Source organism: Marinobacter alkalisoli, assembly GCF_045449795.1.
Lineage (GTDB): Bacteria > Pseudomonadota > Gammaproteobacteria > Pseudomonadales > Oleiphilaceae > Marinobacter.
Genome location: NZ_JBJJLB010000022.1, coordinates 34,258 through 49,489 on the forward strand (window position 1 = coordinate 34,258; position 15,232 = coordinate 49,489).

12 protein-coding genes and 1 tRNA gene are annotated in these 15,232 nt (G+C 59.0%); 9 read left to right on the forward strand and 4 right to left on the reverse strand.

Annotated elements, in window-relative coordinates; translation table 11 throughout:
• The first annotated feature begins 2 nt into the window (after positions 1 to 2).
• Genes panB through pgi form a run of 3 tightly spaced genes read left to right on the forward strand, consistent with a single transcriptional unit; the run spans position 3 to position 3,333 of the window.
• Positions 3 to 797: a 3-methyl-2-oxobutanoate hydroxymethyltransferase gene (gene panB / locus ACJO3M_RS10575; RefSeq protein WP_407001339.1), complete on the forward strand. Its 795-nt coding sequence runs from the start codon at positions 3 to 5 to the stop codon at positions 795 to 797.
• The gene (gene panC / locus ACJO3M_RS10580) at positions 794 to 1,642 is read left to right on the forward strand and encodes a pantoate--beta-alanine ligase (protein WP_407001340.1); all 849 of its coding nucleotides are present in this window, start codon (positions 794 to 796) and stop codon (positions 1,640 to 1,642) included. The genes panB and panC overlap by 4 nt, the downstream gene beginning before the upstream one ends.
• A gap of 32 nt (positions 1,643 to 1,674) precedes the next feature.
• Entirely contained in the window at positions 1,675 to 3,333 is a 1,659-nt protein-coding gene (gene pgi, locus ACJO3M_RS10585) for a glucose-6-phosphate isomerase (protein WP_407001341.1), read from the forward strand.
• On the opposite strand, the gene folK is transcribed toward pgi, so the two are convergent.
• Together folK and folB are read right to left on the reverse strand one after the other, a co-directional pair.
• Entirely contained in the window at positions 3,319 to 3,831 is a 513-nt protein-coding gene (gene folK / locus ACJO3M_RS10590; RefSeq protein WP_407001342.1) for a 2-amino-4-hydroxy-6-hydroxymethyldihydropteridine diphosphokinase, read from the reverse strand. The genes pgi and folK overlap by 15 nt on opposite strands.
• 8 nt (positions 3,832 to 3,839) lie before the next feature.
• Complete coding sequence (gene folB, locus ACJO3M_RS10595; protein WP_407001343.1) at positions 3,840 to 4,196, reverse strand: dihydroneopterin aldolase; 357 nt, start codon at positions 4,194 to 4,196, stop codon at positions 3,840 to 3,842.
• A 153-nt stretch (positions 4,197 to 4,349) separates the two neighbouring features.
• Between folB and plsY the strand changes: the two genes are divergently transcribed.
• A complete protein-coding gene (plsY, locus tag ACJO3M_RS10600) occupies positions 4,350 to 4,934 on the forward strand; it encodes a glycerol-3-phosphate 1-O-acyltransferase PlsY (RefSeq protein WP_407001344.1) in 585 nt (194 codons plus the stop codon).
• Positions 4,935 to 4,941: 7 nt separating this feature from the next.
• Here plsY and tsaD read toward each other — a convergent pair whose 3' ends face one another.
• Positions 4,942 to 5,997 carry a tRNA (adenosine(37)-N6)-threonylcarbamoyltransferase complex transferase subunit TsaD gene (gene tsaD, locus ACJO3M_RS10605; RefSeq protein WP_406988933.1) on the reverse strand — a complete coding sequence of 352 codons (1,056 nt, stop codon included), beginning with the start codon at positions 5,995 to 5,997 and terminating at the stop codon, positions 4,942 to 4,944.
• A 238-nt stretch (positions 5,998 to 6,235) separates the two neighbouring features.
• On the opposite strand from tsaD, the gene rpsU reads away from it, so the two are divergent.
• The 4 genes from rpsU to ACJO3M_RS10625 all read left to right on the forward strand — a co-directional run bounded on the left by rpsU (position 6,236) and on the right by ACJO3M_RS10625 (position 10,547).
• The gene (rpsU, locus tag ACJO3M_RS10610) at positions 6,236 to 6,451 is read left to right on the forward strand and encodes a 30S ribosomal protein S21 (RefSeq protein ID WP_007153483.1); all 216 of its coding nucleotides are present in this window, start codon (positions 6,236 to 6,238) and stop codon (positions 6,449 to 6,451) included.
• Between the two features lie 155 nt (positions 6,452 to 6,606).
• Positions 6,607 to 8,343 carry a DNA primase gene (dnaG, locus tag ACJO3M_RS10615; RefSeq protein WP_407001345.1) on the forward strand — a complete coding sequence of 579 codons (1,737 nt, stop codon included), beginning with the start codon at positions 6,607 to 6,609 and terminating at the stop codon, positions 8,341 to 8,343.
• A gap of 177 nt (positions 8,344 to 8,520) precedes the next feature.
• A complete protein-coding gene (gene rpoD, locus ACJO3M_RS10620; protein WP_407001346.1) occupies positions 8,521 to 10,368 on the forward strand; it encodes an RNA polymerase sigma factor RpoD in 1,848 nt (615 codons plus the stop codon).
• A gap of 102 nt (positions 10,369 to 10,470) precedes the next feature.
• Positions 10,471 to 10,547 (forward strand) — tRNA-Ile (locus ACJO3M_RS10625).
• Positions 10,548 to 10,631: 84 nt separating this feature from the next.
• On the opposite strand, the gene ACJO3M_RS10630 is transcribed toward ACJO3M_RS10625, so the two are convergent.
• Positions 10,632 to 11,174 (reverse strand): PEP-CTERM sorting domain-containing protein, encoded by a 543-nt coding sequence (locus ACJO3M_RS10630; RefSeq protein WP_407001347.1) that lies wholly within the window; start codon positions 11,172 to 11,174, stop codon positions 10,632 to 10,634.
• A gap of 588 nt (positions 11,175 to 11,762) precedes the next feature.
• On the opposite strand from ACJO3M_RS10630, the gene ACJO3M_RS10635 reads away from it, so the two are divergent.
• Positions 11,763 to 14,933: an Ig-like domain-containing domain gene (locus ACJO3M_RS10635; protein ID WP_407001348.1), complete on the forward strand. Its 3,171-nt coding sequence runs from the start codon at positions 11,763 to 11,765 to the stop codon at positions 14,931 to 14,933.
• The last annotated feature ends 299 nt before the right edge of the window (positions 14,934 to 15,232 follow it).

Below are 15,232 nucleotides of genomic sequence, written 5' to 3' on the forward strand. Positions count from 1 at the left end.
TTATGGCTGTTACCATCAATACCCTGCGGGAATACAAGCAAAAGGGCGAAGCCTTCTCCGTCCTCACCTCCTACGATGCCACCTTCGCACAGATCGTCAGTGAAGCCGGCGTGGATGTGATCCTGATTGGCGATTCGCTTGGCATGGTGCTTCAGGGCCACGACAGCACCCTGCCCGTCACCATGGATCAGATGATCTATCACGTCAGCTCGGTCGCCAAAGGCAACCGTGGCTCACTGATCATGGCGGACATGCCGTTCATGACCTACGGCACCACAGAAGCAGCCCTGGAAAACGCCGCGGAGCTGATGCGTGCCGGCGCCCATATGGTCAAGCTGGAAGGCACGGACTGGATGACCGACACCATCTCCGCCCTGAGCGAACGCGGCGTGCCCGTGTGCGCCCACCTTGGCCTGACTCCGCAGTTCGTCAACAAGTTCGGCGGCTACAAAGTGCAGGGCCGCGACGACCACGCGGCGGAAATGATGATTGAGCATGCCTGCGAACTGGAAGCCGCCGGGGCCGACATCATTCTTCTGGAATGCGTACCAGCGCCATTGGCGGCTCGCATTACCCAGGCTGTCAAGGCTCCGGTGATCGGCATCGGCGCGGGCGCAGACACCGACGGCCAGGTGCTGGTCGTGCACGACATGCTGGGTATCACCACTGGCCGCAAACCCCGTTTCGTCAAGGATTTTCTGGCCGAAACCGGTTCCGTACAAAAGGCTGTTGAAGCCTATGTCAAAGCAGTACGTGACCGCTCATTTCCCGCCGAGGAGCACACGTTCAAGGCATGAGAACCATCAACTCCCTGAAAGAATTACGCACCATCCTTCGCGGCTATCGCCGCGAGGGCAAAACCATTGGACTTGTCCCGACCATGGGCAACCTTCATGAGGGTCACATTTCCCTGGTCCGCAAGGCCAGCGAAGCCGCGGACGTGGTGGTGACCAGCATCTTCGTCAACCCGATGCAGTTCGGCGCCAGCGAAGATCTGGACACCTATCCGCGCACCCTGGAAGAAGACCAGAGGCAGCTTGAGGCGGCCGGCAATACCCTGGTCTTTGCCCCCGGCGTCGAGGAAATCTACCCCAACGGCCTGGTCCAGCAAACCAAGGTGATTGTCCCGGAAGTCAGCGATGGCCACTGCGGGGCCAGCCGCCCGGGCCATTTCGAAGGCGTGGCGACCGTGGTCACCATGTTGTTCAATATGGTACAGCCGGACATTGCGGTGTTTGGCGAGAAAGACTTCCAGCAACTGGCCGTTATCCGCAAACTGGTCCGCGATCTGATGATTCCGGTGGAAGTGATCGGTGCTCCCACCATTCGCGAGGATGACGGGCTGGCAAAGAGCTCCCGCAACGGCTACCTGACCGACGACGAACGAGCCATTGCACCGGTGGTCTACCAGACCCTTCAGGAAAGCGCTCGCAAGCTTAGTGAAGGTCGTACCGACTTCAGCGCCCTCGAGCAGGAAGCCAACGACGCCCTGGCCGCAGCCGGGTTGCGGCCGGACTACTTCAATATCGTCAACAGCGTGACCCTGAAGCCGGCGATGCCCGAGGATACCGAACTGACCATACTGGTCGCCGCATTCCTTGGGACCACTCGCCTGATCGATAACCTGTCTGTCACCCGGTGATCAAAAGCCCCTTCAGCCGAAAGGAATCAATCATGCCCCAGGATCCCGTGCCGCTCACCACCCGCCCCGAGTGGCGGATTCTTTCCGACCTCCGGCAACGGCTGGACAACACCCACATGCGGGACCTGTTCCGGCAGGACCCGGATCGCGCACGACGATTTTTCACCACCGGGGCGGGCCTGTCACTGGACTACTCCAAGAACCGGGTCACCGACGATATCCTGACCAATCTGATGGCCCTGGCGAAACAGTGTGGGGTACCGGAACAGACAGAAGCCATGTTCCGTGGCGACCGCATCAACGTCACCGAAGACCGCCCGGCCCTGCACACTGCGCTGCGAAATACAGGCGGCGACCCGATAGTGGTCGATGGAATCGACATCATGCCCGAAGTGGAACAGACGCTGGCCCGCATGGAGGCGTTTACCAACGACGTTCTTTCAGGTCAGCGCACCGGCTTCAGCGGGAAAGCCTTTACGGACGTTGTAAGCATCGGCATCGGCGGATCATTCCTGGGCCCCAAACTGGTCTGCGAAGCGCTTCAGCCATACCAGAGCGATCAGCTCAGCGGGCACTTCGTGGCCAACATTGATGGCTCCGATGTTTCAGAGGTTCTGCGTCAGGTGGACCCGGAAACCACCCTGTTCCTCGTTCAGTCCAAATCCTTCCGCACTCAGGAAACCCTGGAGAACGGTCGAATCGCGCGGGACTGGTTCCTGAACAATGGGGGCACCGAGGAGACGATTGCCCGGCACTTCGTCGCCGTGACAGCCAACCCCCGGGAGGCTGAAGCCTTCGGTATCGCCAGTGAGAACATATTTCCAATGTGGGACTGGGTCGGCGGCCGCTATTCCCTGTGGTCAGCGATCGGGCTGCCGATCGCACTGCTGGTGGGCATGGCGAACTTCCGGCAACTGCTGGCCGGCGCACGCGCCATGGATGAGCACTTTCGCCATACCCCACTGGGGCAGAATCTTCCGGTGATCATGGCCATGCTGGGCATCTGGTACAGCAATTTCTGGGGCGCCGAGACCCACGCCATCCTGCCCTACGACCATTACCTGGAAAGCCTGCCCGCGCATTTGCAGCAACTGGACATGGAAAGCAACGGCAAATGCGTCACCCGGGACGGCCAACCGGTGACCTACCCCACCGGCCCGGTCATCTGGGGCGGTGTCGGCGCCAACGGTCAGCACGCCTACCACCAGCTTCTGCACCAGGGTACGCGACTGATTCCCGCAGACTTCATTATCCCCCTGCAAAGCCACAACCCGGTGGGTGAGCATCACGCCACCCTGTTTGCCAACTGCCTGAGCCAGACCAGGGCCCTGATGGCGGGCAAGACCGAGGACGAAGCCCGCCAGGAACTGGCGCGGGACGGGCTGGCAGAAGACGACATTGCAGCGCTGGCGCCCCACAAGGTGATCCCGGGCAACAAACCGAGCAATACCCTGCTGATGGACAAGCTCACGCCGGAGACGCTTGGCGCCCTGATTGCACTGTACGAGCATCGCACCTTTGTACAGGGCGTGATCTGGGACGTGGATTCGTTCGATCAGTGGGGGGTGGAGCTGGGCAAACAGATGGGCAAGGGCATTCTTGACCAGATTATCGGTGATCAGCCCGCCGAGACGACCAGCGATAGCTCAACAGACGAACTGATCCGACTGTTCCGGTCAAAACGCCCGTGAGATCCGCTTTCCCTGCCAGGTGAATTCCACGGGCCAGAGCTTCTGGTCGCTGGAATACGCCTGCCACAGCTCCCGATAGGTCTTGCCACAGACCGGGTGGCGGGTGTCCGGCGCCACATCAGACAACGGCCAGAGCACAAAGGCGTTGCGAAGGATTTCGACGCGCGGCAGCTCCACCCCGTCAATCTCTCCGACCATGCCGTCGTAGGTGAGGATATCCAGATCGAGAGTTTGCGCACTGAACCTGGGGGCCCCGGCACGGCGGCCGTTATCGGCTTCCAGCTGTTTGAAGCGGCGTGAAAGCTCGCCTACAGGCCAGTCGGTATCCACGCCAACCACCAGGTTATAGAACGGTGAGCCATCGAACCCGACGGCTTCGCTCTCGTAGACCGGTGAAATCGTTAGCTCGCCAAACCACTGAGCAAGGGTATCCAGCGCTGCCGTGACGTAGCGCGTGCGATCTGTGTTGCTGCCGATGCTGACATAGACCCGCGCCATGGCCGGCATCACGCCTGCCCTCGCTCAATACGGACACCCACGGCATTGGCGGTTGGGACAGCCCCCGGCTTGCGCAGCGTCAGCCGCAGCCATGGCACTCCAAAATCCTGCTGGATCATGGCGGTCAGGCCTTCGGCCGCCGTTTCGAGAAGCTGGGGCTGCGCCTGCTGCAACCAGCGGGTCACTGCGTCGCTCACGGCGGCATAGTCCAGCGCATCGGCGACGTCGTCGGATGCCCCGGGAATGCGGTTATCCCAGGCCATTTCCAGGTCCACCACCAGCCTCTGGGTGATATCACGCTCCCAGTCATACACGCCAATCACCGCGTCTACGGCCAGGCCTTCGATCAGAACACTGTCTGCCACCGGATGTTTTCTCCCGGATTACACTCTTTGCTGATTGAATAACGTACAGGCTACGGATACTGTGTGATTCTCGGCCTGCCGCACTTGGGGCCGGCATTTTCGCACATATCACCCGGACGCGTCTTTGCTCCGGGACAATTGCCCGTGAATCCGATGAGCGACCCTTTACTGATCGTACTTCTCTGTGCCCTGGCCTATTTGGCCGGATCGGTGCTGTTTGCCCTGGAAATCTGCAAACTCTGGAAACTGCCAGATCCCCGGGCCCTCGGCTCCGGCAACCCAGGGGCCACCAACGTCTATCGCAACGGTGGCTGGCTGCCCGCCACCCTGACCCTGGCATTGGATGCCGCCAAAGGGTTTATTCCGGTGTGGATCGCCCACGCCGCCGGCCTGTCGATCCTGGCCCAGGCCATGGTCGCGCTGTGCGCCGTGACCGGCCATATGGTACCGGTTTTCTATCGCTTCCAGGGGGGCAAGGGAGTGGCAACGGCACTGGGTTCCGGACTGGCATTGGCCCCCATAACCACATTACTGATGGCCGCCATCTGGTTGCTGGTAATGTGGCGCTGGCGCATTTCCGCACTGGCCTCCGTTATCGCCATCGTCAGCGGCCCATTGATCAGCGCGCTGATCGAGCCCAGAACCTTGCCCCTGTTCGGCCTGCTCGCCATCCTGATCGTTGTGCGCCACCGCAACAACCTGATTCGCCTGGCACAGGGGCGGGAAAGCAAGTTTTAGTGTCCCGTCAGTCCACCAGCCCGTTAGCCCGGGGCTGGGACACCGGCGGCAAGGTATTCATGGGCCAGCGCGGCACCGCGACAATGCGGTCCCCATCCCGCTGCCCGGCCAGCAGACGCTGACAACCCGCATAGGCGATCATGGCGCCGTTATCCGTACAGAATTCGGGGCGGGCGTAGAACACACCGGCCCTGAGTTTTTCCGCCATCTTCTCCAGCCCTGCCCTCAGGCGTTTGTTCGCGCTCACCCCACCGGCAATGACCAGGCGCTTGCACCCGGTCTGCTCCAGCGCTCGCCGGCACTTGATGGTCAGGGTATCCACCACCGCAGCTTCAAAGGCCAGGGCAATATCCGCACGGGTCTGATCATCCAGGCCACCGGCTTCTTCCGCCGCCGTGACGGTATTGAGCGTAAACGTTTTCAGGCCACTGAAGCTGAAGTCCAGCCCAGGGCGATCGGTCATTGGCCGTGGGAAGCGATAGCGGCCGGGGGTGCCCTTTTCGGCCAGGGCCGCCACCCTGGGCCCTCCCGGATAGTCGAGCCCGAGCATCTTCGCGGTCTTATCAAAGGCTTCACCGGCGGCGTCGTCAACGGATTCGCCCAGTAGCTCGTATTCGCCAATACCATCCACCCGGACCAGCTGGGTGTGGCCACCGGACACCAGCAACGCCACAAACGGAAACGCCGGCGGTTGCGGCTCCAGCATCGGTGCCAACAGGTGCCCCTCCATGTGATGTACGCCCAGCACCGGAATACCCAGGGCAAACCCCAGAGCGTGGGCGACGGAGCCACCCACCATCAGCGCCCCCACCAGGCCCGGGCCGGCGGTGTAGGCAATGCCTTCAAGGTCCTTGCGGCTGTGCCCGGCGTCCGCCAGCACCTGGTCACACAGGGGCAGCAATTTGCGGACATGGTCACGGGACGCCAGCTCCGGCACCACACCGCCATAATCCGCGTGCATGTCAATCTGGCTGAACAGGGCGTGGGCCAGCAGCCCCTTCTCGCTGTGGTAGAGGGCGACACCGGTTTCGTCGCAGGAGGTTTCAATTCCAAGAATCAGCATATACAAGGATCACAACGGGTGGCATGAATGGTTAGCGCCGTATTTTAGCAGAAAGCCGAAACCCTCTGGCAGTTTCATCGAACAAACATTGACCTCACCCCGGAGCAGGGGCTATCATTGCCGCCCTTAAATGAGCACTGGTCGAGTTTTAGCCAATCTGACCAGGTATCGAGTCGATCTGACGCACGAGTCGATCAGACAAAACAGAAACCGAATACATCAGGTAGGTGATTTTCGAATGCCAGCTGTTAAAGTGAAAGAGAATGAACCGTTTGACGTAGCCCTGCGTCGCTTCAAGCGTTCCTGCGAAAAAGCAGGTGTACTGTCGGAAGTACGTCGCCGTGAGCACTACGAGAAGCCGACAGCCGTACGCAAGCGTAAGGCAGCTGCTGCCGTTAAGCGTCATCTCAAGAAGCTTCAGCGGGAACAGCGCAAGTTCGAGCGTCTGTACTAAGCTTTAGCTGACGCCGCTTGACTGCATACCAATAATCGCCTGTTAAGCCGCAGGCTGCACAGAGCGATTCCAAAATGCCGCCGAGGCCTGGCTTCGGCGGCATTTTTGGCTATTGACGACACTAAGCCGGCACCCTCTGCGCAACCGGAGTCATCATGAGCGGACTGATCCCTCAACGCTTTGTTGAAGATCTACTGGATCGGGTAGACCTTGCGGAGCTTATCGGATCGCGCATTACGCTGAAAAAGGCCGGAGCCAGCTACAAGGCCCGCTGCCCGTTTCATGATGAGAAGACACCGTCCTTCAACGTACGCCCGGACAAGGGCTTTTACCACTGCTTCGGCTGTGGCGCCCACGGCGACGCCATCAGCTTTGTGCGGGAATTTGAAGGGCTGGGCTTCACCGAAGCCGTCGAGGAACTGGCCAGGCGCGCCGGCCTGGAAGTGCCCTACGATCAGAACGCAAAACAGGAAATACAACAGGCCCGGACACTGACCGACGCCCTGGATTACGCCAGCCGCCTCTACCAGTCGGCATTGCGTAGCCCCCAGGGCGAATTCGCCCGGGACTACCTCAGACAGCGGGGGCTGGACGACAACATCATCCAGCTTTACCAGTTGGGTTATGCACCCGGCACTGGTACTGCGCTGTTTGATTCCTGCAGCAAGGACTTGCAGGGGCCGCTGATTGAAACCGGCACGGTTTCCGATAAGTACGGCCGCCCCAGAGATCTGTTCCGCAATCGGGTGATGTTCCCGATCCGCAACAGCAGAGGCAAGACCATTGCCTTCGGGGGGCGGACCCTCGGCGACGACAAGGCCAAGTACATCAACTCTCCGGAGTCTGATGTTTTCCACAAGAGCCGCGAGATCTACGGCCTGTATGAAGCCAAGCAGGCCATACGGCAACTGGACAAACTGCTGGTCGTGGAAGGCTATATGGATGTTATCGCGCTGGCACAGCACGACATCCATTTTGCGGTCGCCACACTGGGGACAGCTACCAACCAGGACAGTCTGACCGCCCTGCTCAGGCAGGTGCGGCACCTGGTTTTCTGTTTCGATGGCGACCAGGCCGGGTTCCGCGCTGCGGATCGCGCCCTGGAAAATGCCCTGGAGCTGATGGCGGATGGCCTCCACCTCCAGTTCCTGATGCTACCGGACGGCGAAGACCCGGACACACTGGTCCGCAAGGAAGGCCCGGAGGCTTTCAAGAAACGAATAGAAGGCGCCACGCCCCTGTCCCGCTACCTGTTTGACCGGCAGAGCGAGGGCCTGGACCTGCAGCTGCCAGAGCACCGGGGAGAACTCCGGGCCCGGGCGGAACCACTGCTGAACAAGATGCCCAGAAGCACCCTGCGGGATGCCATGTGGCACGAAATGCTGCGGTTGTGTGGCGGCAGGAACAACTGGCAGAACCGTCAACCGCAAAACGGCCAGAAGCGGTTTGGCGATCGCCGGGACCGTATTCAGGAAGAACGAATTGACGTCAGGCTAAGCAAGGACAGCACGCTGTGCCTGGCCCTGCTGGAAGCGCCGGACATGGCCAGCGACGTCATAGAACTGGCTCGCCAGTCCAGACAGTTCGGCCAGGCAAGGGGCTTCGCGGAATGGATTCTGGAACGCCAGATACGCGACCGTCGCAAACTGGTACAGACACTGGCGACGGACAAGCAGGCGCGGGCGCGCTTTTATCACCTGTTCGACGAAATCGAACACATACCGTCGCGGGAAAGCACCCTGGCCGGCGCAAGGGAACTGCTGACCCCCGACCGGGACGCGGCCCGCAAGCAGCGACTAACGTCGTTACTGACCGCCAAGCGCAGCCTTGCGGATCTTACGCCGGAAGAACGCCAGGAACTGAAAGCCCTGAGCGGGCACACAGAAGACTGACCGGGGAGCTGCGGCTGCCCGGCGGGAATAAACAGAGGAAAATACAGGAACATTCCTGTATTGCACTTGAAACTTGAAGCGTTGATCACCATCTAACCATCCGGTGGCAGAGCAACCGAGCGACAGCTATAATGGCTGTTTAACTTTTTCCGTTTACAGCGAGTTCACAGGGTGTCTATGTCAGGCAATTCGCAGAAATCACGTTTGAAAGACCTCATTGCACGGGGCAAGGAACAAGGCTACCTGACTTACGCCGAGGTAAACGACCACCTCCCGGAAGACATTGCTGACCCAGACCAGGTCGAAGACATCATTCGCATGATCAACGACATGGGCATTCAGGTGTCTGAAGTTGCACCGGACGCAGACACGCTTCTGATGACCGACGGCGACTCCACCGCCGACGAAGCCGCTGCCGCCGAAGCCGCCGCCGCACTCGCTGCCGTAGAATCCGACGCTGGCCGCACCACCGACCCGGTACGTATGTACATGCGTGAAATGGGTACCGTTGAGCTGCTGACCCGCGAAGGCGAGATCGTCATTGCCAAGCGCATCGAGGAAGGCATCCGCGACGTGATGGCAGCCGTTGCGCACTTCCCCGGCATCTCCGGCACCGTTATCCAGGCCTACGACCGCATCATCGAGAACGAAGGCCGCATCAGCGACATCGTAACCGGCTTCCTCGACCCGGACGGCGCCGAGCCGTTCATGGACGAAGACAACACCCCGGACACCAGCAGCTCTGACGACTCATCCGACAGCGACGACGATGACGACAGCGAAGAAGAAACCGAGAGCGGTCCGGATCCGGAAGAGACTCGCCTGCGCTTCGAGCTGTTGAAAGAAAAGCTCAGCGCCGCCGACGAGTGCCTGGAAAAATACGGCCGTAGCCACAAGAAAACCCAGGAAGCCCTGAACGAGCTTGGCAAGGTGTTCGCACCGTTCAAGCTGGGCAACAAGGCGTTTGACGAACTGGTGAACGTGGTCCGTTCCACCAACGATCTGGTCCGCGAGAACGAGCGCGCAATCATGAAAATCTGCGTGCGCGAGTGCAAAATGCCACGTAAGGATTTCATCAAGTCGTTCCCGGGCAACGAAACCAGCCTCGACTGGGCCGAGAAAATTGGCAACAGCAAGAAGCCCTACGCCTCTGCTATCAGCGAGCGCATCGACGAAATTGTTCGTCTGCAAAAGCGCATCCATAACATCCAGACGGAAGTGGATCTGGACGTAACGGACATCAAGGAAATCAACCGCCGCGTTTCCATCGGTGAAGCTAAGGCCCGCCGCGCCAAGAAAGAAATGGTCGAGGCCAACCTGCGTCTGGTTATTTCCATCGCCAAGAAGTACACCAACCGCGGCCTGCAGTTCCTGGACCTGATCCAGGAGGGCAACATCGGCCTGATGAAGGCCGTCGACAAATTCGAGTACCGCCGCGGCTACAAGTTCTCCACCTACGCCACCTGGTGGATTCGTCAGGCCATCACCCGCTCCATCGCGGACCAGGCCCGCACCATCCGTATTCCGGTGCACATGATCGAAACCATCAACAAGCTCAACCGCATCTCCCGCCAGATGCTGCAGGAGATGGGCCGCGAGCCCACGCCGGAAGAGCTTGGCGAGCGCATGGAAATGCCCGAGGACAAGATCCGCAAGGTACTGAAGATCGCCAAAGAGCCGATCTCCATGGAAACCCCGATCGGTGATGACGAAGACAGTCATCTGGGTGATTTCATCGAGGACATCCAGGCGCTCTCGCCGGTCGACTCCGCGACCGCTGAAGGCCTGCGCGAATCCACCCGCATGGTGCTCGCCGGCCTGACTGCCCGTGAGTCCAAAGTACTGCGCATGCGCTTCGGCATCGAGATGAACACCGATCACACCCTGGAAGAAGTCGGCAAACAGTTCGACGTCACCCGGGAGCGTATCCGTCAGATCGAAGCCAAGGCCCTGCGCAAACTGCGCCATCCTTCACGCTCCGATCACCTGCGCGGCTTCATTGACGACCAGGGCAACAACGGATAACACCGCCACAACAGTAGCGGGCGCCACCCCTCACCGGTATAATGGCGCCCGCTTTGTTTCCCCGTCCGGAAACACCTTTCAAAACAGCACTCGCTGAAAAAAGGGCCTATAGCTCAGTTGGTTAGAGCAGAGGACTCATAATCCTTTGGTCGCAGGTTCGAGTCCTGCTGGGCCCACCATTATCCCCGCCCCACAAAAAACGCCCCTCATGGAGGAGCGTTATGAACACACTGATCAGCGTGTCACGGCGGCAAGCCGCCGTTTTATGACCGCTTCTTGGACCAGCGACCTTTAAGACCTATGGCAAACAAGCCAAGGCCAAGTAGTGCCAGGGTGCCTGGCTCTGAGACTCTCACGACAGTGTCGCCGATAGGAGCAACGTGGCTGATGATCAACTCTTCACCGTCCGGCAGGTTGAATCCTGCACTCAGCAGCGCTGTATCAATGACAGCCCAATCAAGGCTGCTTTTGTTCTCAAACAGCCCCCACCAGGTAGAGTTCTTGATCATGAAATACTCGGTCGGACTGCCCAACTCGAACCCGATCACGGATGAGCTGCCCTCTACGAACTGGTAGGAGACATCCTCTTCCTTCACGCCGTAGGTTGCATCTCCACCAAGAACGGAGTTTATCCAGCACAACTCCGCTGATGGACTGCTGCCGCCCGTGCAAGGACTCAGACTATTGGTTTCCGCTTCCAGGGGGTCTACTTCCCCGACATCAACGCCCCCGATCATGTTTCCCCAAGCGGCGCCGGTCAGTGACATGGAAGCCACCAGCGCCAGGGATTTTGAGAACGTTCTCATAGTTATTCTCCGCTATACATCGCCTGTTAATGGTCACCGTTCAAACAGACATCTCCCTTATTTGGACGCGTTACGTCTGATAGTCAGGGCTCTATGACTGGAGAGCCACCGGTTGTCCGGATCTGACTTCTGTCTTGATAGATGCACAAGGCACGCCAAAAGGGTGATATGAAGCCAAAACAAGGGCCTGAAACACGCAGACTTAACAAGTCGGGGGAGGACGTTCATGTTAATGTAAATTTCATCGACATAAAGAAGCGGGGACTCGCAAATCCGGGGCCGCTCAACCAGCCCCGCGCCCTTGCGGGCCGGGCGTAATCGCACCGACGTCAGCTTTATTTACAAGCACTGCTGGAGGGCAAACTGCAAACCGCGTCACAAAAACACAACAAAAATTAACACGAACTCTCGTCGCATTTATTCCCGAACCGGGCAACCATGCGGGTTGTGAGCTGGATTGACCTGCCGCTAACTACACCTACGTCTCCAAAGCCACACCTTTAGTCAGATCACCAGGCCTACTATCTCCACTAATGATAAAGCGGTCACAAGAACCGCAACGACTCACAATAACAATGGAGTATTCGAATGATTGGCTCATCCAGCCCCGGCAAAGGAGCGCTGAATGCATCCGTCTCGGCGATGCTGTTCTCCAGAAAAACCCTGATTGTAATGATGGCCGCCAGTATTGGCCTGACAGGTTGTGGCGGCGAAAAACAAACCGTCGACGACGTAGACAACAGCCCTGGCGAACTCTATTTCAGCTACCCGGCTGCTGATCAGGCAGCCGTTCCCGTCACCGCCCCGGTTTTCATGCGTTTTACCCGGGCACTGTCCGTGGATGAAAGCGAGCTTTCCCCGGACATGCTCCACCTGGAAAGCGATCAGGGAGACGTCATTGCGCTGACTGACCTGACCACAACCAGCGGCCAGCAGGGTATCGCCGCCAGACCGGCGCAGCCATTGAAACCGGGCACCCGGTACACCCTGACCAATAACGGCCTGGCCACCTCGATGGGCAACATTGAACTGCCCGGTGGCGGACTTTCTTTTACCACGGCGCCCGCCACCCAGGGCCCGCTGCTCGACCGTACCGAGGGCAGCGGCTTCCACGTTGCCCGTTTTATCCCTAAGGGCGACGATGTCTACCCGGCCACGGACATCTCCGTGCTCCGCATCCAGTTTACCGAGCCGGTGGAAGAAGATTCCCTGCGCTACGGCGAGACCATCAGCCTTCTTGACGGCAACAACGAACCCGTGCCTGCTGAGATGTACGTTCAGGGCCACCGGGTCACCGTGGACCCGGAAGGTGACCTTGATCCGTCCCAGACCTACACCATCAGCCTGACCGACGATATCCGCAGCACCATTGCCGAAGCGCCCCTGGAGCTTCCGCCGGAAGCGCCGTGGACGTTCACGCCTCTGGACTCCGCCTCCCCGAACGGTGTTCGTGAGCGTATGGCCCAGACGGCCACCACCGATACCGGAAAGCTGGCGCTGTCAGGCGCAGACTATAACTCGGTGAGCCTGAGCTCTCTGCTGCTGGGTAGCGGCAATAACACAACCGCCACCGGCACCGTATTCGCCGAACTGGGTTTTATTCCGAAGTTCGAAAACGCCGGGCAAAGTGTGCCGCTTCGCATTGATCGCGGCGCCCTGATGACCGGCTCCGACGTGGTCGTTAAAGTGGCCGGGGCACTGCCCGCCGGATTCTCATCGGAAGCGGTGGAGGTTCGCTTCCTGTCCGATGCCAACGGCTTCCTGATGAAAAATCCCCATACCGATAACGAAAGCGCCCCCCGTCTCGTGGAGCTCTACATCGATATGGCGCTGAATACCGGCAACACCATCGCCAACGCGGCCCTGGGCCAGGAACTGCTTCATGTTCACCTGGTCGGGACCGCCATGGTGGAAGACGGTGCCCTGAACATTGAAGCCGTTGGTGTTATTGAGCCCGACGTCATGGGCGTGGATGTTGCCTCGGGCCTGATTTCCTTCCGCCTGGAAAGCTACCGCAACCCGGACAATGCTCCGCCCGAAGCCAGCTTCGTGGATAACGAAGCGCCTACAATCAAAAGCTGGGTGCCGGGTGAGGACAATCAGGACAAGATGCGCCCCGGCGATCCGGTGATTGTCTACTTCTCTGAGCCGGTATTGCCGGGTTCGGTTACGACGGACAATATCTCGCTGATCAAAGATGGCGTCGAACTGCCCTTTAATCATTCAATCAACGGTTCCGTACTCTCCGTGCGACCAGCTTCGTCGCTGGAGCACGATGCCAGTTACAGCCTGACACTGGATGGGATACAGGATCTTGCTGGTCACGAGCTGGCAACCTCCACACTGGACTTCGAACTGGCGCCGACCCACAGCGGGACGTCTGCCGATCAGTCACCGATTGCCCTGACCACCCTGCCGGGATTCCCCTGCTCCAAAGTTTCTGCCAACACGGCCAGCGGCCACCAGGGACGTTGCTCCGGAGGCAAGACCTCGGATGATCTGTTGCCGATTCCGCAGCACCCGGCAAACAAGCCCATCTCCGTCCGCTTTTCCCAGAATATGGATCAGGCCACCATCACGGACGGGGACTCGCTGACCATCGAATCCCTGGTGGAAGGGGTATGGACGCCAGTACCAACAGCCGAATACATTCTCCAGACCGGGCCGCGCCACCTGTCGATCACGCCGGTGGCGGGATGGCGTGAGGACGCCCTGTATCGCTACACCCTCAACGCCAATTCCGCCGTACGTTCTGAAGCTGGCCTGCCCCTGCAAACAGAAATCCTGAGCCAGGGAACCCGGGACCAGAGTAACCGCACCTTTGGCGGACAGGCACTGGTAAATTATTTTACCGCCAGCGGACCTCGGAATGACCGTGTTGCCCTGCCCCTGAGAAATCTGCCAGCGGCAGATGCAAACGCAGACCTGGATTACCAGTCAGGCATTGAGGCGGGGTCTGTTTCCGGAGAAAGCATGCCCAACGCAGCCGGCATGAGAGCAACCGGGGTCAGCGCAATCAATGACGAAACCCTGGTACAGGGAGCCAATATCGGCTGCGCGTATGCGCTCGATTGCGAAAAAGACCAGTACATCTACCTGACCGCCATGCTGGATACTATCGTGGCCGGTGAGACGGATGAAAACGGCGAGATTCCTGTCGATATCCTGCCATCCGTACTGGCAACAACATCAAGCAGCGTATGGGCGTTTATTGATACAAGCTTTGTTGAGGCGTTCCCGGAATTTGTTCTGAGTGTTGATCTCAGTGAAAACGAGGAAATACCGACAGGACCGATGCTGATGCGCATCAGGTATGACGAGGATGGTGAGGGCAATTTGATCGCGCCCAAGGGCAAGATCATTTCCAATGAGAATGGTGACCTGACCTTCGAGACGACACTGGACGTCTACCTTGATGCCCCTTACCTGAATCCCAGCATTGGGCCAGCGAGCCTTGGGCACAATCTCCGCAGCTATCCGCTTGATCAACTGGTTTTACGTGGGCCCATCACGTTCCTCGATGATGGCAGGATGCAGATCGCTCTGGAGAATGTGGAATCCGTGCCCATCGATGTTGAAGTCCGGGGGCAAATCGATATCACCTCCGAGAACACCGACGGTATCTGCGGGAGCATTCTGTTCCAGTGGTTGTGTGAAGGCATAGCAAATGAGGCGATTGACGCCAACACCCGCATCCACCTGGAAATTCCGGCGGGGCAGCTACGCCTGAATTACATCTCCCCTTATACCCAAAACTGACATACCCAAACCCGATATACAGAAGGGGCCAGCGCTTGCTGGCCTCTTCTGCATTGATATGAAACAAAACCTCGCACTCACTCACACATTCCCAACAAACTCAGTCGGTTCAGGCCTCGCAATCCTTTTTCCCCTGAACAATGATGAATGAAGCATAGAAGTGATCTTTTCGACAAAGATTCATGTCATTGAGGCCAACGTCCCAAAAAGACAAGGTGGTTACACTCTGAAACAGTTGTACCAGTATCCATAAATGTGACCACCCCATCACCTGAGTCACTCAACAATCAGAAAAGACA